Below are 19,876 nucleotides of genomic sequence, written 5' to 3'. Positions count from 1 at the left end.
CCCTCCGCCTGCGAGGAGCACCAGGGTCAGTGCTCCTTCTCGTACTCCTTCATGACGTCCTCGGTCGAGCCGTCCATGACCAGCTCGCCCTTCTCGATCCAGATGGTGCGCTCGCAGGTGTCGCGGATCGAGTTGTTGTTGTGGCTGACCAGGAAGACGGTGCCCGCCTCCTTGCGCAGCTCGCGGATCCGGTCCTCGGAGCGGCGCTGGAACTTCTGGTCACCGGTGGCCAGGGCCTCGTCGATCAGCAGCACGTCGTGGGTCTTGGCCGCCGCGATGGAGAAGCGCAGGCGGGCCGCCATGCCGGAGGAGTAGGCGCGCATCGGCAGCGAGATGAAGTCGCCCTTCTCGTTGATCCCCGAGAAGTCCACGATGTCCTGGTAGCGGCGCTTGACCTCGGCCATCGACATGCCCATCGCCAGGCAGCCCAGCACGATGTTCCGATCCCCCGTCAGATCGTCCATCAGTGCCGCGTTGACGCCCAGCAGCGAGGGCTGGCCATTGGTGTAGATGGCGCCCTTCTCGGTCGGCAGCAGACCGGCGATGGCCGACAGCATGGTCGACTTGCCGGAGCCGTTGGAGCCGATCAGGCCGACCGCCTCGCCCTTGTAGGCGGTGAAGCTGATGCCCCGGACGGCGTGCACCTCGCGGATCGCGGGCGAGCGCTTGCGGGAGATGATCCGGCTGAGCGCCGAGGTCGCGCTGCCGCGGCCCGAGCCGGCACCGTGCACCCGGTAGACGATGTGCACGTCGTCCACCACCACGGTGGGGATCCGGGCGTCCTGGGTCTTGCTCATGACGGCCCCTCGGGTCTCGGTGGTCACGGTGTCAGCCACGGCCGTACTCCTCCTCTGCCTTCCAGAAGTACACGAAGCCGACCAGACCGGCGATGAGCGCCCAGCCGAGCGCGATGGCCCAGACGTGCGGAGGCAGCGCCTCCTTGTTGTACGTGTTCGGGATGAACGCGTAGCGGATCAGGTCCATGTAGACCGAGGCCGGGTTCAGGCGGAACAGCGCCTGCCAGATGGTCGGCCACTTCTCGACCGCGCCCTGGACGGAGTACATCACGCCGGAGGTGTACATCCAGGTGCGCAGCAGGAACGGCATCAGCTGGGCCATGTCGCTGGTCTTGGCGCCGATCCGGGCGAACATCAGGGCGAGGCCGGTGTTGAAGACGCACTGCAGGACCAGCGCCGGGATCAGCAGCAGCCAGGTCATGGTCGGCGGCTGCCAGAACAGCACGATGCCGACCAGCACGATCATCGAGATCAGCAGCTGCTGGAGCTGGATCACTGTGAAGGCGATCGGCAGGCTGGCCCGGGGGAAGTGCAGCGCGCGGATCAGGCCGAGGTTGTCGGAGATCGCCCGGGTGCCGGAGAGCACCGCGCTCTGGCTGAACTGGAAGACGAAGACGCCGATGCAGAGCCAGGGGATGTACGGGTCGATCGTCTCGCCGGTCTTCATCATCACGCCGAAGACCAGGTAGAACACCGCACAGTTCAGCAGCGGGGTGAGGACCTGCCAGACCTGGCCGAGCTTGGCCGTGGTGTACTGCGCCACCAGGCGGGCGGTGGCGAACGCCATGATGAACTGGCGCCGCGACCAGAGCTCGCGCACGTACTTGAACAGGCCGGGCCGCTTGCCGCTCACGGTCAGGCCGTACTTGGCCACGAGCTGCTTCGGGGTCAGACCCGCGTCAACGCCGCTGGGTGCGGAGAAGTTGACCGGGTCACTCACTGTCGACACATTCGTCCTTCACGGGATCGGAAGACCGGGCCGCCGACGGGGGAACGGCGGCGGTTCCGGTCTGACCCACCGGGATCAACGGGGGGAAGTACCGGTCCGACGACGGGGGTCGCCGGAAGATTTTCTGCGATCAGATGATCGGCGGTCGGCCCAAACGGGTCAATCGCCACACCGTACGCCAACGCATCGGCCGACGCGGACCGCACTGTTCGCGCCAGCCGGCCTTGAACCCGCCCAGCCAGGCCTTGAGCGCCTCCCCGGAGGGACGGCGGGCCACCGTGAGCAGGAACCAGACTCCCAGGTAGAGAGGCACGAGAGGGGCCGGAAGGTTCCGCCTCGCGAGCCAGACCCTGTTCCGGGCGACGTTGTGGAAGTACGCGGCGTGCCGGGCCGGGGAGGTGGTCGGGTGGAAGAGCACCACGTCGGCGCGGTAGTCGATGGACCAGCCGGCGTCCAGCGCCCGCCACGCGAGGTCGGTCTCCTCGTGGGCGTAGAAGAACTCCGCGGGCAGCTGCCCGGCCTGCGGGAAGACCGCGCTGCGGACGGCGCTGGCGCCGCCGAGGAAGGTGGTCACCCGGGAGGAGTGCATCGGGTCGCTGGCCCGCAGCCGGGGCACGTGGCGGCGCTGGGTCTCGCCGGTGTCCGGGTCGGCGATCCGGAACGAGACGATGCCCAGGCCCGGGTCGGCGGTGAAGGCCTCGCGCAGCAGGCGGGCGGAGTCGGTGCGCGGCAGCAGGCCGTCGTCGTCCAGGAAGAGGACGGCGTCCACGTCCCGGCCGTCGGGGCCGAACAGCTCGATGCCGACGTTGCGCCCGCCGGGGATGCCGAGGTTCTCGGGCAGCTCGACCGAGCGGACGCCCTCGGGCAGCTCGGGCAGCGGGGCGCCGTTGCCGACCACGGCGAGCTCGACCGCCGGGCCCTCCTGGGCGCGGACCGACTCGATCAGGGCGTTGAGCTCGGCGGGCCGGTTGCCCATGGTGATGATGACGGCGCCGAGACGGAACTGGTCGCTCATCGGAGCCTGCTCGACAGGACGATGGAGAGCAGGTGCAGGACGGTCTGGAGCATCGCGATCGCGGCCAGCACGACCACCGCGAGGCGGGTGAAGAAGAGGTCCCCGGCCACCGCGTCGGCGATCCCGGCCGCCAGGATGAGCAGCGAGGCCTCGACCGCGCCGACCAGCCGGTGGAACTTCAGGAAGGCGGCGGCCTTGCGGGCCTTGGCCACCCCGGCCGAGCGCGGCACCGAGGCGCTGTCCTCGACGGCGGTCATCCCGCTGCGGGCCCGGGCCACGTCCACCAGGTCGGTCTCCGACTTGATCAGGATGGCGCCGAGCGCGGCCAGCGTGCCGAGGAAGGCCCACTCCCAGTGCGAGGCGCTGCCCTGACGGTGGAACAGGTCGGTGGCGCGCAGGCCGAGGCCGGTGAGCAGCGCGGCCTCGGACATGTAGTGGCCGACCCGGTCCAGGTAGACGCCGGTCAGCGAGGTCTGCCGGCGCCAGCGGGCCACCTCGCCGTCCACGCAGTCCAGCAGCAGGTAGACCTGGATCAGCAGGGCGCCCAGGACGGCGCCGGCGATGCCGGGCACCACCAGGGCGGCACCGGCCAGGATGCCGGTGACCATCATCAGGTACGTCAGGCCGTTGGGCGTGATCGCCGTGACGGTGGAGAGCACCCGGGTGATCCGCAGCGAGATCTTCCGCATGTAGAGGCGCCCGGCCCAGTGCTCGGCGCTTCTGCGCTGGAGCATGCCCTCGGGGTGGATCACCGCGCGCAGCTCCTCGATCGAGGGGCGGCGGGTCAGGTCGACCGGGGGGCGGTCAGCTGTTGACGGCTTGGACATAGTCGGCGTACGAGTCCCTGATGTCAGAGGGGGAGAGGTCGAGGTGTTCCAGGATGGTGAAGCGACCCGGACGGGTGTTCGGAGCGTAGTGCACCGCCTCGGTGAACTCCGCCTCGGTGAAGCCGATCTGATCTGCCGTCACCGGCAGGCCGTGGTACCGGAACCGGTCCACCATCAGAGCCGACAGCTCGCGCTCGCCCCGCAGGAAGGTGGCGAAGGCCGCGCCGAGGCCGACCTGTTCGCCGTGCTGGGCGGAGCGCTTGGGGTAGAGCACGTCCAGGGCGTGCGAGATCTCGTGGCAGGCGCCCGAGGAGGGCCGGGTGCTGCCCGCGATGCTCATCGCGATGCCGGACAGTACCAGGGCTTCCGCGAGCGTCGTCAGGAGGTCCCCGTCCGTCAGCTTCCCGGGGTGCCGCAGCAGGGTCTCGCCGGCCGTGCGGGCCATCGCCACGGCCAGTCCGTCCACCGGCTCACCGGTGTGGACGTGCGAGAGCTCCCAGTCCGCGCAGGCCGAGATGTTGGAGACGGCGTCGCCGATCCCGGAGGCCACGAAGCGCGGCGGGGCCTGCCGGACGACGTCCAGGTCGACCACGATGCCGATCGGCCCGGGCACCCCGTAGGAGCCCCGGCCGGCGTCGTTGTCGAGGGTGGAGACGGGCGAGCAGAGGCCGTCGTGGGCCAGGTTGGTGGCCACCGCGACCAGCGGCAGGCCGACCCGGGCGGCGGCGTACTTGGCGGCGTCGATGATCTTGCCGCCGCCGAGGCCGACCATGGTGTCGTAGTGCCCGCCGCGGACCTGGTCCGCCAGCCGCACCGCGGCGTCCAGCGAGCCGTCCTCCACCTCGTACCAGTCGGCACCGGGCAGGGCCGGCTCCAGCCGCTCGCGCAGCCTGGCGCCGGAGCCGGTGCTGACCGCGACCGCGATCCGGCCGGAGGCGGAGATCCGCTGGTCCGCGAGGATGCCGCCGAGGGCGTCCAGGGCGCCCGGGCGGATCTCCATGAAGACCGGCGAGGGCACCAGCCTGGTCAGTACCGGCACGCGATCTCCCGCGCCTTCGCCAGGTCGTCGTGGTTGTCGACCTCCACCCAGGAGACCTCGCCGATCGGCTGCACGTCGATCCGCAGCCCGCGGTCCACCATCTCCTGGTAGCCGTCCTCGTAGTACAGCTGCGGGTCGCGCTCGAAGGTGGCCTGCAGCGCGGAGGCCAGGTCGGCGGCGGCCGAGGGGTCGATAACGGTGACGCCGATGTACTCGCCGGTGGCCTCGGCGGGCTCCATCAGCTTGGTGATCCGGCGCATCCCGGCGGCCGGGTCGACGACGACCTTCATCTCCTCGTCGGCCAGCTTCTTCACGGTGTCCAGCGCCAGCAGGATGCCGGGGGTCTGGCCGGCGGCGATCCGGCCGCGGTAGCCGTCCAGCATGGTGTGCTGCACCGAGGCGGGGTGCACGGTGTCGCCGTTGGCCAGCAGCAGGCCCTCGGCGAAGAGGTCGCGGGCGCACCAGAGGGAGTAGGCGTTGTTCCACTCCTCGGCCTTGTCGTTCTCGACCAGGGTGAGCTTGACGCCGTACGCGCGCTCCAGCTCCTCCTTGCGGTCGTACACCGCCTCCTTGCGGTACCCCACCACGATGGCGGCCTCGGTCAGGCCGACCTCGGCGAAGTTCTTGAGGGTGAGGTCCAGCACGGTCCGCTCGCCGTCCACCGGCACCAGCGCCTTGGGCAGCGTGTCGGTGTACGGGCGCAACCGGCGACCGGCGCCGGCGGCCAGAACGAGGCCGATCATGCGGTGTCTCCTGACTCGTGGTGTCTCGTGGTGTTCCGCTGTGACGTCAGCTTCCGCTGTGATCGTAGGCGACGGCCACGACCAGCCCGAACGCGGCCGGTACCGCTCGGCCCCCGCCCGTCCCGCGCGGGCACGGTGAGGCTACCGGACCGGGCGTACACCCCCGAAACCACAGGGGCCGGACGGGCTCCGAGGTGGCGGGGAGACGGCGGGGGAGCTGCGGGGGAGCTGCGCGAAGACGGCAGGGAGACCTCGGGGAGGCCGTGGGGAGACGGCGATCGGAGCGGTCACCGGAGCAGCCGCCGGGGCGGTCACCGAGGGCGGGCAGATGATCGGAGCAGATGATCGGAAAGGATCAGGAGGCGGACCTGGTCGATCACGAATCGAACGGGTTGACTGATCATCCGGCCCTTCCACGCCTCCGTGTGCGTCGCGCCCATTCGGGTAGCCACCCATACGGCAGACTGGCCCCGGACGCCCGGGCGGCGTCCGGAGCGGCCGCCGCACCCCCCGAACTCCCACCTCCCCGTCGCGAAAGAGGCCCCATGCCCGAGTCCCGACCGTCCCTGCTGACCGAGGACGGCGCCGCCCCCGGCGCTCCCGCCGAGATCCTGCTGGAGCTCGTCGACGACGAGGGCGTGACCATCGGCACCGCCGAGAAGCTCTGGGCCCACCAGCAGCCGGGCCGGCTGCACCGGGCGTTCTCCGTCTTCCTCTTCGACCGGCAGGGCCGGATGCTGCTCCAGCGCCGCGCGCTCGGCAAGTACCACTCCCCCGGCGTCTGGTCCAACACCTGCTGCGGCCACCCCTACCCCGGCGAGCAGCCCTTCGTCGCCGCCGCCCGCCGCACCGCCGAGGAGCTGGGCGTCGCCCCCGCCCTGCTCTGCGAGGCCGGCACCGTCCGCTACGACCTGCCCGACGAGGCCTCCGGCCTGATCGAGCGGGAGTGGAACCACCTCTTCGTCGGCCTGGTCACCGACGAGCCGCAGCCGGACCCGGAGGAGGTGGACGACTTCCGCTACGTCACCGCCGAGGAGCTCAAGGCGCTGGAGGCGGAGAAGCCGACCTCCGTGTGGTTCCGGACGGTCTTCGAGGCCGCCCTCCCGGGGATCCGGGAGATCGCCGGGCCCAGCTGGTAACCGCTCCGTTCACGGTTCACACGGGCACCCGAGGGGGCGTCGGGCCGGGGAGATCTCCCGGTCCGACGCCCCCTCCCGCCGTTCGCTCCACGGCCTCCCGCCATTCGCTCCACGGCACCGGGCCTGCGGGCTCACACCTCGCGGCGCGCCGGGCCCGGGACGGCGGCGGCCGGCCGCACCGCCTGGTGGCCGACACCCGGCCGCAGCACGCCCGGCAGCACGGCCTCCGGCAGCCCGGGCTCCCCGTCCGGCTCCGCGAACACCTCGGGCAGTGGCAGCGAGGCCCAGATCACCTTGCCGCCCTCCCCCGTCCGCTCCACGTCGCAGACCCCGCCCGCCTGCAGCGTCACGCTCTTCACCAGCAGCAGCCCGCGGCCGCCCAGCTGCCCGATGTCGCTCTCCAACGCCTTCGGCCGGTACGGGTGCCCGTCCTCCACCGAGACCCGCACCCAGCCGCCCTCGATGGCCAGCTCGGTGGTCAGGTGCGGCGAGAGCACCGCGGCGTGCGTGACCGCGTTGCCCACCAGCTCCGAGACGATCAGCAGCACGTCGTCGATCAGCTCCTGGTACGCCTCCCCCGCCATCCCCTGCGCCAACAGCCGGTCCCGCACGGCGTGCCTGGTCTGCGGCACCGAGGCCTCGTGCGCCACCGCCGAGAACCGCCAGACCCCCTCGCCGGGGCCCTCCGCCTCGCGCCGGCCGCGGCTGCCGCGCGCCCCGCGCACCTGCCCGGCCGGCGCCACCGGTCTCGTCCTCGTCACGGGCTCGGCCGGTCTTCTGGTCTGCTCCACGTCTAGCCGCCCTTCGCACTGGACCACCGAGGCTAGGAGAACGGCAGTCAGCACCGGCTCAGCGACTGCAACTTGACGTGCCGTGGCGTGTCCCGACCGTTTTCCTGCCCCTCCTGACGCTTCCCGTTCGCAATCCGCCCGGCCGCCGACGGAACATTCACGGACCGGACGGCTTCTCCACATTCACCGGAGTCTCCCCCGTCACCTGCGCCCCATCCGCGACCGGCTCCTCGGGCTCCGTCTCCCGCCGCGCCTCGCCCAGCATCCCGATCACCCGCCGGGCCCCGACCCCGATGCTCACCAGCCCCAGGCCGTCGAAGAGCAGCGAGAGCGAGAACAGCAGCCCCAGCGTGTAGAGCGAATCGCTCGGCCACTGCGCCAGCGCGAGCAGGCCGATGATCACGTCCAGCACCCCGAGCAACAGCGTCCACCCGAACTGCGGCCCCCGCACCGCCAGCCCCCCGACCAACCGGAAGGTCCCCGCGCTCAGGAAGAGCAGCGCCGCGAACAGCGTCAGCCCCTCCGCCGCCGCATCCGGCCGCACGATCATCACCGCGCCCGCCGCGATGTTCAGCGCCGCGACCGAGGCCCCCAGCCAGAAGAAGTTCGCGTTCCGGGCCAGCACCGCGTGCGCCAGCCCCGCCGCCCCGCCGATCAGCAGCAGCCACCCGAACAGCAGCACGCTCGTCAGCGTCGCGAACGCCGTGTACAGCAGCCCGAACACCGCCGCCCCGACCAGCACCACCCCCAGCACCACCAACATCCCGAACCCCCGCGCCAGCCCCCGCTCCGCTGCCTCCCCGTCCCCGCCCCGACCCCCACCACGTCCGCCGACCGCACCCACCAGACCCACCTCCAGCCCTCGACCTGTCCGTTCTGTGATGGTCTGCCCTGTTATCCCCCCACGCACCCCGTGACCGGCGCAAACGTGGTCGAGAACCACCCTCGGAGCCTGGTAATGTTCTCCGTGTCGGAGCGGGGAACACACCGCCGAGACAGACACCTAGTCCGGGTGGCGGAATGGCAGACGCGCTAGCTTGAGGTGCTAGTGCCCTTTATCGGGCGTGGGGGTTCAAGTCCCCCCTCGGACACAGAAGACGAACTGCGGGCCTGGAGAAATCCGGGCCCGCAGTTTTTTGTTTGCTTCACTGCTCCAAAAGTTGAGCATCGAACAGATTCTCCGCACCCTGCTGCCATATCGTGATCCTCGAGACCCCAGAAACCGATCAGGCTTCCGCCAACTCCTGGGCGGGCCCGGATCCGTGCGTCCGAGGAGCAGCGACCGCATGACCCCTTCCGCCTCACTCCGCGCTGCCTGGCAGTACGACGTACCGACGCACGGAAGTACACACCTTCCTCCGGACGCCGGGTACGCCAAGGCGCTGACGAATCAGGGCTACGGGTTCGAAGCGGCGGTGGCCGACCTCATCGACAATTCGATCGACGCGGGGGCCGACTCCGTCGTCGTGCATTTCCTCCGCGACTCCGACCGCATAGTCTCCCTGCTGGTCCTGGACAACGGCCGCGGCATGGACGCCGACGGCCTCGATGCCGCCATGACCGTGGGCCGCCGCCGGTCCTACGACGACGGCGCCCTCGGCATGTACGGGACGGGCCTCAAGGCCGCGTCGCTCTCCCACGCCCAGTCCCTCACCGTGATCAGCCGGACCAAGCGGAGCTCGCCGGCCGGCCGGAAACTGACGGCCGAGGGCATCGCCGACGGGTTCCGCTGCGACACCGTCCGCCCCGAGTTCGCCCAGCAGCAGATCGACGTCTATGACGGGCTCATCGAGTGGCACGGCACTCTGGTCCGCTGGGACCGGGTCCGTGCGTTCGAGACGATCGCACCCGGGCAGAGCGAGCAGTTCCTCTCCAAGGCGATCAGCAGGCTGGAGACCCACCTCGGGCTCTACCTGCACCGTTTCCTCAGCCGGGGCCTGATGCTCGACATCGCGGTCTGGGACGTCTCCAGCGGCGAGGAGACGGACCACATCAGCGTGGATCCGCTGGATCCGTTCGGCTACAAGGTGCCCGGGCGTCCGGGCTTCCCGCGTCAGTACTCGGCCAAGGTCGAAGGCGTGGGCGAGATCACCCTGGATGCCCACGTCTGGCCCGCCAAGTCGACGCTGGCCGGCTTCCGCCAGATCGGTACGGTCCAGGAGCGCCAGGGCTTCTACTTCTACCGGAACGACCGGCTCGTACAGGCCGGCGGCTGGAACAACCTCCGGGCTCCCGAGGGCCACCTCGTCCTGGCACGGATCGCCGTCGACCTGCCGGAGCAGTCCGGTGACGTGTTCAGTCTGACCGTCAAGAAGGACGGCGTGGACGTCACCCCCGCCTTCACCGTCGGTGTCGAACACGCCACCGACTCCCAGGGCCAGCCCTTCCGGGAGTTCCTGGTTGCCGCGGAGGCCGCCTACCGGGACGGTGCTTCGAGGAAGACGATCGAGCGGCCCGCGGTGATCGAACCCGGCAAGGGTTTCGATCCCATGATCAAGCGGGCCGTCCGGGAAGAGCTTCCGCTCAAGGGCGGTGAGGACCCCCTGCGGGTGGAGTGGGTGGCCCTCCCCGACGACAAGTTCTTCGACCTGGACCGCGAGGGCAACGGCATTCTGCTCAACCGGGCGTACCGCGAGGACTTCAACGACGGCCGCCGCGGCGGGGCCAACGACGCTCCCGTCACCAAGACCCTGCTCTACCTGCTCCTGCAGGACTGCTTCGGCCTCGGCCGTTGGGAGCGCAAGCGGGCCGACCGCATCGACTACTGGAACAGCATCCTGCTCTCGTCGGTACTCGCCCAGCGCGACCGCCGCAACCGCTCCGGCTCCTGACCGATCTGCTGCACCGCTGGGAGGCACGACATGACTGACCTGCTCCTCGAGATCCACACCGAAGTACTGAACGGCATGAGCCGTCCCCGCAACTTCCGGGACACGGCCGAGCTGGTCGAGGCCGACTACCCGGGGGCCGCGCTGGACGAGGAGAGCTTCCGGGCCCGCCTGGCCGAGGAGGACGGCCGGGGCGGTGCGCTCGCCGCCCTCTGGGCCAAGTCCTTGACCGCCTGGGACTTCGCGGAAGGGCCGGCCTGGTCCCCGGACACCGCTCCCCGGACCGATGAGAGGCGGGCAGCCGCGTACGAGCGGCTCGGCTTCGGCCCCGACCTGGCCAAGGCGCTCGACACCGTGGTGCCCGTCCAGCACGTTGCCGGGACCACTGTCATCGCCCGCGAGCACGTGCCCTGGTACACGCCCCAGACCGCCGCCGCCCGCTCGTTCTACTGGCGCGCGTACGAGGGGAAGCTCCGCCAGAAGGGCTGGAGCGAGGCGGCGATCGCCAGCCTGGACGAGGCCAGCCGAGCGGTCGTCGAACGGCTCGCCAATCCCGAGCAGGCCGCCCGTCGGCAGGCCAAGGGCCTGGTCGTCGGATACGTCCAGTCCGGCAAGACCGCCAACTTCACCGGTGTCACAGCGAAGGCGATCGACGCCGGCTACCGCCTGGTGATCGTCCTCGGCGGCACCCTCAACCTGCTGCGGCGCCAGACCCAGCGACGGCTGGACATGGAGCTGATCGGCCAGGAGAACATCCTGCGCGGAGCTGACGTCGACGATCCCGACACCCTGGTCGGCATCGACTACGTCGGCGACGACGAGGACTGGCCCGAATTCGTGAAGCACGGCGCGCGGCCGTCGATGCTGCAGGCCTTCGACGTCGAGCGCCTCACCACCCGGGAGAAGGACTACGAGAGCCTTGCCCAGGGCATCCGCGCGCTCGAGTTCGAGAAGCGCTCGCCCGCACTGCCCCTGCACGATCCGGCCAACCTGCACCACACCGCCGCTCGCGTCCTGATCGTCAAGAAGAACAAGACGGTCCTGACGAAGCTGGTCAAGGACCTCAAGCAGATCCACGGACTCCTCGGCGAGCTCCCCGCACTCATCATCGACGACGAGTCGGACCAGGCCTCCGTGAACACCACCGACCCCAAGAAGTCGGAGAAGGGTGCCGTCGAACGGACCGCGATCAACGGCCTGATCTCGGAACTGCTCCGCCTGCTCCCGCGTGCCCAGTACGTCGGCTACACCGCCACCCCGTTCGCCAACGTCTTCGTGGACCCTGGCGACGCGGCCGACATCTTCCCCAGCGACTTCCTGATCTCCCTCCCCCGCCCGCAGGGGTACATGGGTGTCCAGGACTTCCACGACCTCGATTCGCCGGTCCCCCCGTCGGAGCGGACTGTCGCCAACTCGCAGGAGAAGGCGCATGTCCGGGGCATCTGGGGGGACGCCGGGGACCGTCTCCAGGAGGCACTGGACAGCTTCCTCCTCTCCGGCGCGCTGAAGCTCTTCCGCTCCGACCACGGCGTCGCCAAGGGTCCGTTCCGCCACCACACGATGCTCGTCCACCAGTCCGTCCGGAAGGACGACCACGCAGAGCTGGCCCTGCAGATCAACTCCGCCTGGCACCAGTCCGGTTACGCCTCCTCCGAGGGCCACGCCCGGCTCGCCGCCCTCTGGGCGGAGGACTTCGCCCCGGTCTCCCGGGCCAGGGCGGCCGACCTGCCCAATCCGGCGAGCTACGAGGACCTCCGGCCCTACGTCAGCCGGGCCCGTCAACTGATCGGCTCGGGCGGCAACCCGGTCGTGATCGTCAACGGCGACTCGGACAAGTACTTCGAACAGCTGGACCTCGACTTCGACCGCACGCCGAACGTGTGGAAGATCCTCGTCGGCGGCACCAAGCTCTCCCGGGGATTCACCGTCGAGGGGCTCACGGTCACCTACTACCGGCGCATGACGAAGCAGGCCGACACGCTCATGCAGATGGGCCGGTGGTTCGGCTTCCGTCCGGGCTACGCCGACCTCGTGCGTCTGTTCATCGGCCGCGAGGAGCCGATGACCAAGACGTCCACCGCCGACCTGTACGAGGCGTTCGAGGCCATCTGCCGCGACGAGGAGCTGTTCCGGGAGCAGCTGGCCCAGTACGCCGAACTGGTGGACGGGATGCCGCAAGTGACGCCGTCCCAGGTACCGCCGCTGGTCGCGCAGCACCTCCCGTGGATCAAGCCGTCGGCACGGAACAAGATGTTCAACGCCGAACTCGTCGAGGTGCGCTCTCCCGGCAAAACCATCGAGCCCGCCGCCTACCCCGAGGATGCCGACGCGCTCGCCCGGAACGTCCACCGGTGGGCACCTCTGCTGCAGAACCTCACGGCCGAGCCGAATGGATTCAGCGCTCCCGGCCAGCCAGAGCCTGCCTTCGAGGCACTCACCGCACGGGTCAGCCACGCCGAGCTGCTCTCCGTGCTGAGCCGCCTCGAGTGGGAGCGTGAGGGGATCTTCCTCCCGCACCTCCGCTACCTGGCCCAGCTCGACGGCCGCCTGGCGACGGTCGACGACTGGCTCCTGATTGCTCCTCAGCTCGTCAAGAAGGACGGGAATTCGGCCACCGTGGCCGGTTCGGTCCCGATGTCGTTGGTCACGCGTAGCCGCCAGGCTGGCAAGTCCGCTTTCGGCCGCATCACGGGTGTCGACCACCGGAAGGTGGCAGAGGCCCTCGTCAACGCGGTCGGCAGCGGTGCCGCGGACGACCGGGTCGGCGCCCGTACCGGCGTTGCCCTGCTGTACCCGGTGGTCGAGGGCAAGCGCGACGACCAGGGCGCCATCCCGGCAGCGATCAGGCAGGGGGCCGCTGTCCCGTCCAAGGTCGTCATGGCGTTCGCCCTGGTACCGCCGAAGTCCGCCATGGATTCGACCCGGCGCTTGGTCCGCTTCCAGGCCAAGGATTCCAGCCACCCCGACAGCGTGGTCGTCGAGGCCTCGCCGGAGGTGGCCGGCTGACCGGCATCGCACTCGTAGCCAGCCATGTTTCCCTGCCTGGAGGAAAACTGACGTGACGTCATCGCCGCTCGAACTGTTCCCAGCTGGTTCCGCCCTGCCGGACGACCCCGGACTCGACCTGGTGGCGCTCGCCCTCAAGGCGGCGGACCCTTCGGGCGAGCGGTTCGCCCGGGCCATCCGCCGCACCTTCGACATGCTGCTGGACGGCCAGCACACCGGGCGGTTCCGCTGGGAGGACCTGCACAAGACCGAGAAGACCCATGCCGGGACGCTGGTCGAGATCAACCTCCAGCGCGAGTTCGGCTTCGAGGACGGCGACAAGATGGACTACTCCATCGCCGGCAGCGACGTGGACTGCAAGTACTCGCAGGAGTTCGGCCGCTGGATGATCCCGCCGGAGGCCATGGGCCACCTCTGCCTCGGCCTCTGGGCCAGCGACGAGGAGGGTCTGTGGTCAGCCGGACTGTTCCGGGTCAGCGAAGCCGTGCTGACCAAGACCGGAAACCGGGACGGCAAGCGGTCGCTGTCCGCGGCGGCTCGCGAGTCGGCTGTCCACTGGATCTATCGCGATGCACCGCTCCAGGACAACGTCCTCCTGAGGCTCCCTCAGGAGGACATCGACGCGGTGTTCGCGCACAAGCACGGAACGAAGCGGCTGAACGAGCTCTTCCGGCGGGCCCGAGGACGCATCATCTCGCGATCCGTGGTCGCCACGGTCGCCCGGCAGGACGACTACATGAAGCGCATCCGGTACAACGGTGGCTCCCGGTCCGCCCTGCAGCCCGAGGGCATCATCATCCTCGGCCAGTACGGGATACACCAGGAGATCGCCGAGGCACTTGGACTGCCCGTTCCAGGCCCCGGGGAGTCGGTGAGCATCCGTCTCGCCCCCTGGACGCCGGACCGCACGGAGGATCCCTGGGTCGAGCTCGAGGGAGCCAGATGGGCAGTGGCGCGGGAGGGCGATCCCGTCACCACCGCCCCCAAGCTTCCCGAGCCGTCCAGGGCCTGACGACCACGGTGCCCGCAGGCTGCAGCACCTGCGGGCACCTCCGTCAGCTGATCCTGGCCTTGTTGGCCTTGAACAGCTCGTGCCGCTCGTGGCCCTCTTGTCCGAGGAACGCCTTGAAGTCCCGGAGCAGGTAGCTCTGGACGCCCTTGAGCTCGACCGTCTCGATCTCGAAGTCCCGGCCGAGGTGAGTGATGCGCTGCTCGACCTCCGGCAGCTCCATCACGACGTCCTGCTTGGCCAGCAGGGCGACGATCCGCTCCGCCGACAGTGCCTGGGAACGCCCTCGCAGCAGGCGGTAGACCGGGTCGTGCGTGGTCTCTGCCCGCTTGCGCGGCTCGCCCTGCTTGTTCAATGCCTTGGCGATCTGCCTTCCGACGGCCTCGGCGACGGGCGGCGGGAAGGCGTTCCCGATCTGCCGGTAACCAGTGGTCTTGCCTCCGGCGAACTGCCAGTCATCACTGAAACCCTGCAGGCGGGCTGCCATCCGACTCGTCAGCTTCGGACCTCCGCGCACCTCGCCCTTCTTGCTCACCGCGGGGGTGAAGCCGGGCTCCGGAGCCTCATTCGCGATGCCCCAGGCGTCGACCCCCATGGCCTCCCAGGCAGCCTTGGCCCGCGAGGGCCCCAAGTCCGCACCACCGTGCTTCTTGGAGCCGCCGACGACGGTCGGGGCGATGCCGTTCGCACGGGCAACCCACTCGTCCACGCCGGGCCAGCCGTTGGCCGCCATCAGGTCCTTCAGGGCCTCACCGACCGTGGGTGCCGGCTCCTCGTGGGGCTCCGGCCAGTGGAAGTAGTCCGCGTACTCTTCCTGGAGCGCCACCAGGACGAACCTCGGGCGGAGCTGCGGCACACCGAAGTCCGACGCCTGCAGGAGCCTCCACTCGCCGACGTAACCGAGATCGCGCAGCGTGTCCAGGACGTGCTGGCGGTAGGCGGAGAAGCGGCTGGCGCTGAGGCCCCGGACGTTCTCCAGCATCAGTGCCTTGGGCTTGACCTGGCCGGCCAGCTGGACCGCCCAGGCGAAGAGGTCACGCTCGTCGGTGGCTCCGAGCTGCTTGCCCGCGATGGTGAACGGCGGGCACGGCACGCCCCCGGCCAGCAGATCGACACCGTGGTGGTCTTCGGGGTTCCAGGTCTTCTCGTCGGCGACATCGCCCTGCTGAACGTTCCACGACGGCCGGTTCAGCTTGAGGGTGGCACACGCGTTCTCGTCGAGTTCGACAGCGAGCCTGTGCTCGAAACCTGCTCGCTCGAGTCCGAGGGCCTGCCCTCCTGCACCAGCGCAGATCTCGACAACCTCAAGAGCAGACATTGTTCCTCCGAACCACATGCACCGAGCCTGAAGGATGGACACCACAAACCGGGACATGCCCAGCTGCGCCATCGAACACGTTAGCGATCCCCTACTAGGTGCACGGCCTCGCCACCCCAGATCCACTGGCCGCGTCCGCCAGGAGGTACGCGTCAGGCTCCGCCGTCTTACATGAAGGGGCCAGTCTAAAGGCGGCCACGGACATCCGTGGCCGCACCTCTGAGCCTCACCTGGCACTGACAACGGTCCTGGCCGCTGCCAGGACACGCAGGGGCATCATGTCGGCCGGGGTGTGTTGAGCTGCCCGGACGATCCGGGAGAAGCCAGGAACCGGCCTTCGGCCCAGGCACTGCGCAACCGGGCGTGGCGTGACCAGGGCGGCTCCGGGCACGGCCACGGAGGAGTCCAGGCAGATCAAAGCGGCTTCGTGAACGCTTGTCATCTCGTCGCAGGGTTCGGGATCAGCCGTCGGCGGCCAGCATGTCGTCGGCCATCAGCAGGAGCTTGGTGACCGTCGCGCGCACGTGGTCGGGGGCCGTGGGCAGGCGCTCCGCGAGCCGTTGCAGCAGTGGCTGGTCGAGCGGCGCGGGCGGCGTCTGCCGGGCGCGGAGGTGGACGAGCAGGTCGAGGACGGTCGCCATCTCGGTGGCCAGGAGGCCGAGGGAGCCGAGGTCGCCGAGGTCGGAGCGCGGGCGGCTGTCGCGGTCCAGGACGGAGAGCACGCCGACGCAGTCGCCCTCGCAGATCAGGGGGGCGGCCATGATGCTGCGCGGGACGTAGCCGGTGGACTCGGCTGCCGGGCGGGCGAACAGGGGGCTCTCGGTGACGTCGTCGACGACGACGGGCTGGCCGGTGAGGACGGCCCAGCCGGCGATGCCGGTGCCGCCGGGGAGACGGGTACCGACGAGGTGGTGCTCGCCCTCGCCGGCGACGGCTTCGAAGACCAGGTCGCCGGTGGCGGGGTCGACCAGCATCACGGAGGTGGCGGCGGCCCCGAAGACGCTGCGGGCCACCTCGACGACGGACTGGAGGAGTCGGCGCTGCGTGAGGTCAGCGGTCCGGGGCGGTTCGGTCGGCACGGTGGCCCCCATCGGGATCGGTGTCGGCGGACAGGGCGGTCACGTTCTCGGCGGCCAGGTAGAGCACGGACTTGAGCTGGAACGGTGTCAGGGCGGGGTGCTTGCCGAGGATGAGCGCGCAGATGCCCGCGATGTGCGGGGTGGCGAAGCTGTTGCCGGTGGAGAGCATGCGCCTTCCGCCGAGCCCGGCCACCGGGACCCGGACGCCCTGGGCGTAGAACTCCACCGGCGGGGCGGGGTTGTAGTAGTAGGACCTCGGGTCGGGGCCGTCGTGGCTCGCCACCGAGATGACCGAGGGGAACAGCCAGGGGTAGCTGCGCACCGGCATGTTGTGGGCGGCGGCGACGATGACGCTGCGTCGGAAGTAGGCGGCGTCGGCGAGGTCGCGCAGCTCGTCGCGGAACTCGGGCTTGGTGGTGGACAGGCTCATGTTGATGACGTCGTAGCCCTCGTCGATCGCCCAGCGCAGGCCCGTGAGCAGCGCCGCTCCGGTGCCGTGGGTACCGGTGCCGCGCGCGCCGTTGGAGAGGACCCGGACCGAGGTGATCGCGGCGCCGGGGGCGAGCGCGCGGATGATGCTCGCGCAGGCGGTGCCGTGCCCGGCGGTGTCACCGGGTTCACCGGGGTCGACCGGCCGGACGACGAACGCGCCGGTCCCGTCCGGGCGTACGTCCATGGCGCGGTCGAGGCCACCGACCAGGGGGTGGTCGGCCTCCACGCCGCTGTCCAGCACGCAGACCCGGACGCCGGAGCCGTCCGCGCCGCCCCAAGCCCACTCCCGGGTGACGGGCGCGGGGCCCGACGGGCTGATGGCGAAGGGTTCCTGAGGCACCGTCGTGATCGGCATGCTCCAGGCCGGCACGCCCGGGAACTGGTCGCGCGGCGGACGGCGCCAGGGCGGCGACTCAGACATCCGGGCCTCCGGGGGCGTGCAGCCAGGCGCGCACACGGTCGGCCAGGAGCACGGCGCCCTTCGCCTCGAAGGCCCGGAGCGCCGCCGTACCCTCCTCCCGGGCCTGCTGCCGCCGGCCCGCCGCCCGGTGCACCACGGCCAGGTCGAGGAGCGCGCCACCGACCAGACAGGGGTCGTCCACCCCGGAGGCCAGGGCCCGTGCGCCGGAGGCCAGGGCGACCGCTTCCTCGTGCCGGCCGAGTGCCGAGGCGATCCGGCCACGCAGCGCGGCCACGCCGATCCGGGCCCGCAGGCCGGCGCCGCCGTCCTGCGGGAGGGAGGCCGCCGCCTCGGCGGTCCTCCCTCGGGCGAACAGCGCCCGGGCGATGGCCACTTCGGCTTCCTGGGCGTGCGGACCGGCGGGGCGTGCGGCCAGGCTCTGCCGGTACCGGGCCTCGGCCGCCCGGTGCTCCCCGGCCAGGGATTCGACGTACCCGGCGGTGGCGAGCACCGCCGCGTCGCCCGGGTCGGAACGGTTGTCGCGCGCGGCGGCCGGCAGGTCGGTCAGGATGCGGCGGGCGGTGTCGAGGTCGCCGCCGAGTGCCGTCAGGTGGGCCCTGGTCAGCAGGACCGGGACGAGCAGGGCCCAGCCGTCCGCGAACCGCTCGCCCAGTTCGGCGCAGAGGTCGAGCCCGGCGGCCACCGCAAGAGGCGAACGCCGCGCCAACTCGCCTACGGCGCCCAGCAGTCGGTCCTCCTCGTCGTCGTCCGCCATGGCCCGGGCACGTTCCACCGCGAGCCGCAGCGCGGCCTCGGCGGCGGCGGTGCGTTCCGCCACCAGGTGCCGGTGGGCGCGGAGTTGGTGCAGTCGGCACCAGCCGAGGTGGTCCTCGGGGTCGAGCTCCGGCTCCGCCGCAGAGGTCGGAGCGAGGCCGAGTCGGAGCTCGACGATGCCGCGCTGGACCGTGCGGACGGCCGCGGCCGCCGGGTCGTCCGGCCCGACGGCCGCGGCGCGGTCCAGGGCGGTACGGCACAGCTCCGCGTCCCGGAGGCCGATCCCGGCGTCGCACAGGCGCAGCGCGAGCGCGGTGTGGCGGCGGTCGCCGACGGGGAGCAAGTCGGCTGCGCGTGAGAGGAGTTGGACGGCGGCGGGCAGGTCCCGGCGGGCCAGGGCGTGCAGGCCCTCGTCGGTCAGGGTGTCCGCCGCCGTGCTCGCCAGCGCCGGCAGGCCGGTGTCCCCCGGCCGCAGTTGGCGGCGCAGCCGGTGGGCGGCCTCGACGTGGTGGACCACCGTCAGCGGGTCCGGCTCCGGCTCCCGGGCGAACCACTGGGCCAGCAGCTCGTGCCGACGTTCGCGGCAGGCCTTCGGGGTGAACTCGTAGGCGGTGTCGCGGAGCAGCTCCTGGGCGAAGCGCAGCGTGCCGGCTCGGCCCTGCTCCAGGATGCGCCGCCGGACCAGCCGGGCGGTCGCCTCGTCCACGGCGGGGGCGGCGACGGCCTCCGCCTCGGCCATCAGCACCAGCAGGTCGCGGGTGAACTCACGCCCGATCACCGCCGCCAGCTCCACCGATCGCCGTTCGTCCTCCGGCAGTTGGTCGAGCCGGGCGCCCAGCAGGGCCTGGATGCCGAGCGGGACCCGGGTGCCCGGGGCGCCCTCGGCGAGGACGTCCATCAGCTGCTCGGCGAAGAGCGGGTTGCCGTCGCACAGGGCGGCGACCCGGCCGGAGTCGGCCGGCATCAGGTGCGCCTGGACCTCCTCGCGGAGCGCCAGGTGGCCGAGGAGTTCGGCGGTCTGGGCGGCCGTCATCGGGCCGAGTTCGAGAGTGCTGGTGTCCGGCCGTCCGTCGCCCCAGCCGGCCCTGCGCTCCAGCAGGGAGGGACGGGTCAGGCAGAGCAGCAGGACCGGGGTGTCCCGCAGCCGGACCGCCAGCTCCTCGATGAGGTCCAGCAGGCTCGGCTCGGACCGGTGCAGGTCGTCCCAGACCATCACCACCGCCCGGCTGCGGCCCAGCACTTCGAGCAGGTGCCCGGTCGCCCAGGTGATGTCCTCGACACCGACCAGGCCGGTGCAGCCGCCCTTCTCCACCAGGCCGAGCACCTGCGCCGCGCGCGGTGATTCCGACGGGCCGTCAGGTGCCCCATCCGTCGCGAGCGCCGGCAGGCCGCCGGGCAGCGCGCCGAGCATCTCGGCGAGCGGCCGGAAGGTGATGCCCCGGCCGTAGGCGGAGCAGCGGCCGGTCAGCACCGCCACCTCGTCCGCCGGGAGCCCGGCCAGGAACTCCCGTACCAGCCGCGACTTGCCGATGCCGGGCGTCCCGACCACGGTGACGAGCTGCGCCCGGCGCCGCTGCCGGGCCCGCCGGAAACTGCTTTCCAGTACCTGGAGTTCGCCCTCCCGTCCGATGAACGGGATGCCCGGAGCGGCCGGTCCGACGGCCGGCCCG

General features: G+C 71.0%; 14 protein-coding genes, 1 tRNA gene and 2 pseudogenes. 5 read left to right on the top strand and 12 right to left on the bottom strand.

The window, feature by feature from the left end:
* Window positions 1–26 precede the first annotated feature (26 nt).
* The 6 genes from ACIA8O_RS19945 to ACIA8O_RS19920 form a co-directional block, all read right to left on the bottom strand.
* The gene (locus tag ACIA8O_RS19945; RefSeq protein ID WP_396295342.1) at window positions 27–797 is read right to left on the bottom strand and encodes an ABC transporter ATP-binding protein; all 771 of its coding nucleotides are present in this window, start codon (window positions 795–797) and stop codon (window positions 27–29) included.
* Between the two features lie 31 nt (window positions 798–828).
* The gene (locus ACIA8O_RS19940) at window positions 829–1,746 is read right to left on the bottom strand and encodes an ABC transporter permease (RefSeq protein ID WP_396295219.1); all 918 of its coding nucleotides are present in this window, start codon (window positions 1,744–1,746) and stop codon (window positions 829–831) included.
* A 130-nt stretch (window positions 1,747–1,876) separates the two neighbouring features.
* Entirely contained in the window at window positions 1,877–2,761 is an 885-nt protein-coding gene (locus ACIA8O_RS19935) for a glycosyltransferase family 2 protein (RefSeq protein WP_396295218.1), read from the bottom strand.
* Window positions 2,758–3,495: a CDP-alcohol phosphatidyltransferase family protein gene (locus tag ACIA8O_RS19930; protein ID WP_396295341.1), complete on the bottom strand. Its 738-nt coding sequence runs from the start codon at window positions 3,493–3,495 to the stop codon at window positions 2,758–2,760. The genes ACIA8O_RS19935 and ACIA8O_RS19930 overlap by 4 nt, the downstream gene beginning before the upstream one ends.
* A 70-nt stretch (window positions 3,496–3,565) precedes the next feature.
* Window positions 3,566–4,627 carry an iron-containing alcohol dehydrogenase family protein gene (locus tag ACIA8O_RS19925; RefSeq protein ID WP_396295217.1) on the bottom strand — a complete coding sequence of 354 codons (1,062 nt, stop codon included), beginning with the start codon at window positions 4,625–4,627 and terminating at the stop codon, window positions 3,566–3,568.
* A complete protein-coding gene (locus ACIA8O_RS19920; protein WP_396295216.1) occupies window positions 4,615–5,370 on the bottom strand; it encodes a sugar phosphate nucleotidyltransferase in 756 nt (251 codons plus the stop codon). Before ACIA8O_RS19920 ends, ACIA8O_RS19925 begins: the two co-directional genes overlap by 13 nt.
* A gap of 545 nt (window positions 5,371–5,915) precedes the next feature.
* Here ACIA8O_RS19920 and idi point away from each other — a divergent pair.
* Window positions 5,916–6,509: an isopentenyl-diphosphate Delta-isomerase gene (gene idi / locus ACIA8O_RS19915; protein WP_396295215.1), complete on the top strand. Its 594-nt coding sequence runs from the start codon at window positions 5,916–5,918 to the stop codon at window positions 6,507–6,509.
* A gap of 257 nt (window positions 6,510–6,766) precedes the next feature.
* On the opposite strand, the pseudogene ACIA8O_RS19910 reads toward idi, so the two are convergent.
* Both ACIA8O_RS19910 and ACIA8O_RS19905 read right to left on the bottom strand, forming a co-directional pair.
* A pseudogene (locus ACIA8O_RS19910) lies at window positions 6,767–7,234 on the bottom strand (ATP-binding protein); the annotation flags it as partial.
* A gap of 223 nt (window positions 7,235–7,457) precedes the next feature.
* Window positions 7,458–8,063, bottom strand: a complete 606-nt coding sequence (locus tag ACIA8O_RS19905) for an HdeD family acid-resistance protein (protein WP_396295214.1) — start codon at window positions 8,061–8,063, stop codon at window positions 7,458–7,460.
* Between the two features lie 243 nt (window positions 8,064–8,306).
* Here ACIA8O_RS19905 and ACIA8O_RS19900 point away from each other — a divergent pair.
* From ACIA8O_RS19900 to ACIA8O_RS19885, 4 genes are all read left to right on the top strand, one after another.
* Window positions 8,307–8,391: transfer RNA gene (locus ACIA8O_RS19900), tRNA-Leu, on the top strand.
* A 195-nt stretch (window positions 8,392–8,586) separates the two neighbouring features.
* Window positions 8,587–10,131: an ATP-binding protein gene (locus tag ACIA8O_RS19895; protein WP_396295213.1), complete on the top strand. Its 1,545-nt coding sequence runs from the start codon at window positions 8,587–8,589 to the stop codon at window positions 10,129–10,131.
* 30 nt (window positions 10,132–10,161) lie between these two features.
* Window positions 10,162–13,134: a Z1 domain-containing protein gene (locus tag ACIA8O_RS19890; RefSeq protein ID WP_396295212.1), complete on the top strand. Its 2,973-nt coding sequence runs from the start codon at window positions 10,162–10,164 to the stop codon at window positions 13,132–13,134.
* Window positions 13,135–13,186: 52 nt separating this feature from the next.
* Window positions 13,187–14,146 carry a NaeI family type II restriction endonuclease gene (locus ACIA8O_RS19885; protein WP_396295211.1) on the top strand — a complete coding sequence of 320 codons (960 nt, stop codon included), beginning with the start codon at window positions 13,187–13,189 and terminating at the stop codon, window positions 14,144–14,146.
* A gap of 43 nt (window positions 14,147–14,189) precedes the next feature.
* On the opposite strand, the gene ACIA8O_RS19880 is transcribed toward ACIA8O_RS19885, so the two are convergent.
* The 4 genes and pseudogenes from ACIA8O_RS19880 to ACIA8O_RS19865 form a co-directional block, all read right to left on the bottom strand.
* Window positions 14,190–15,533, bottom strand: coding sequence for a DNA cytosine methyltransferase (locus ACIA8O_RS19880; RefSeq protein WP_396295210.1), 1,344 nt, complete (start codon window positions 15,531–15,533; stop codon window positions 14,190–14,192).
* A gap of 389 nt (window positions 15,534–15,922) precedes the next feature.
* Window positions 15,923–16,540 (bottom strand): GAF domain-containing protein, encoded by a 618-nt coding sequence (locus ACIA8O_RS19875; RefSeq protein WP_396295209.1) that lies wholly within the window; start codon window positions 16,538–16,540, stop codon window positions 15,923–15,925.
* Window positions 16,512–17,453 (bottom strand): S8 family serine peptidase, encoded by a 942-nt coding sequence (locus ACIA8O_RS19870; RefSeq protein WP_396295208.1) that lies wholly within the window; start codon window positions 17,451–17,453, stop codon window positions 16,512–16,514. The genes ACIA8O_RS19875 and ACIA8O_RS19870 overlap by 29 nt, the downstream gene beginning before the upstream one ends.
* A pseudogene (locus tag ACIA8O_RS19865) lies at window positions 17,446–19,830 on the bottom strand (ATP-binding protein); the annotation flags it as partial. The gene ACIA8O_RS19870 and the pseudogene ACIA8O_RS19865, both read right to left, overlap by 8 nt.
* Window positions 19,831–19,876 lie beyond the last annotated feature (46 nt).

The organism is Kitasatospora sp. NPDC051853, from assembly GCF_044452665.1.
GTDB lineage: Bacteria > Actinomycetota > Actinomycetes > Streptomycetales > Streptomycetaceae > Kitasatospora.
Note: the sequence above shows the minus strand (reverse complement) of the source record. Positions and strands in the feature narration are given on the sequence as shown.

Excerpts from the sequence above, each read along its gene's own strand:
- ACIA8O_RS19945 (WP_396295342.1), bottom strand. The coding sequence starts at position 797 with ATGAGCAAGACCCAGGACGCCCGGATCCCCACCGTGGTGGTGGACGAC.
- ACIA8O_RS19935 (WP_396295218.1), bottom strand. The coding sequence starts at position 2,761 with ATGAGCGACCAGTTCCGTCTCGGCGCCGTCATCATCACCATGGGCAAC.
- ACIA8O_RS19930 (WP_396295341.1), bottom strand. The coding sequence starts at position 3,495 with ATGCTCCAGCGCAGAAGCGCCGAGCACTGGGCCGGGCGCCTCTACATG.
- ACIA8O_RS19920 (WP_396295216.1), bottom strand. The coding sequence starts at position 5,370 with ATGATCGGCCTCGTTCTGGCCGCCGGCGCCGGTCGCCGGTTGCGCCCG.
- idi (WP_396295215.1), top strand. The coding sequence starts at position 5,916 with ATGCCCGAGTCCCGACCGTCCCTGCTGACCGAGGACGGCGCCGCCCCC.
- ACIA8O_RS19905 (WP_396295214.1), bottom strand. The coding sequence starts at position 8,063 with ATGTTGGTGGTGCTGGGGGTGGTGCTGGTCGGGGCGGCGGTGTTCGGG.
- ACIA8O_RS19895 (WP_396295213.1), top strand. The coding sequence starts at position 8,587 with ATGACCCCTTCCGCCTCACTCCGCGCTGCCTGGCAGTACGACGTACCG.
- ACIA8O_RS19890 (WP_396295212.1), top strand. The coding sequence starts at position 10,162 with ATGACTGACCTGCTCCTCGAGATCCACACCGAAGTACTGAACGGCATG.
- ACIA8O_RS19880 (WP_396295210.1), bottom strand. The coding sequence starts at position 15,533 with ATGGCGCAGCTGGGCATGTCCCGGTTTGTGGTGTCCATCCTTCAGGCT.
- ACIA8O_RS19870 (WP_396295208.1), bottom strand. The coding sequence starts at position 17,453 with ATGTCTGAGTCGCCGCCCTGGCGCCGTCCGCCGCGCGACCAGTTCCCG.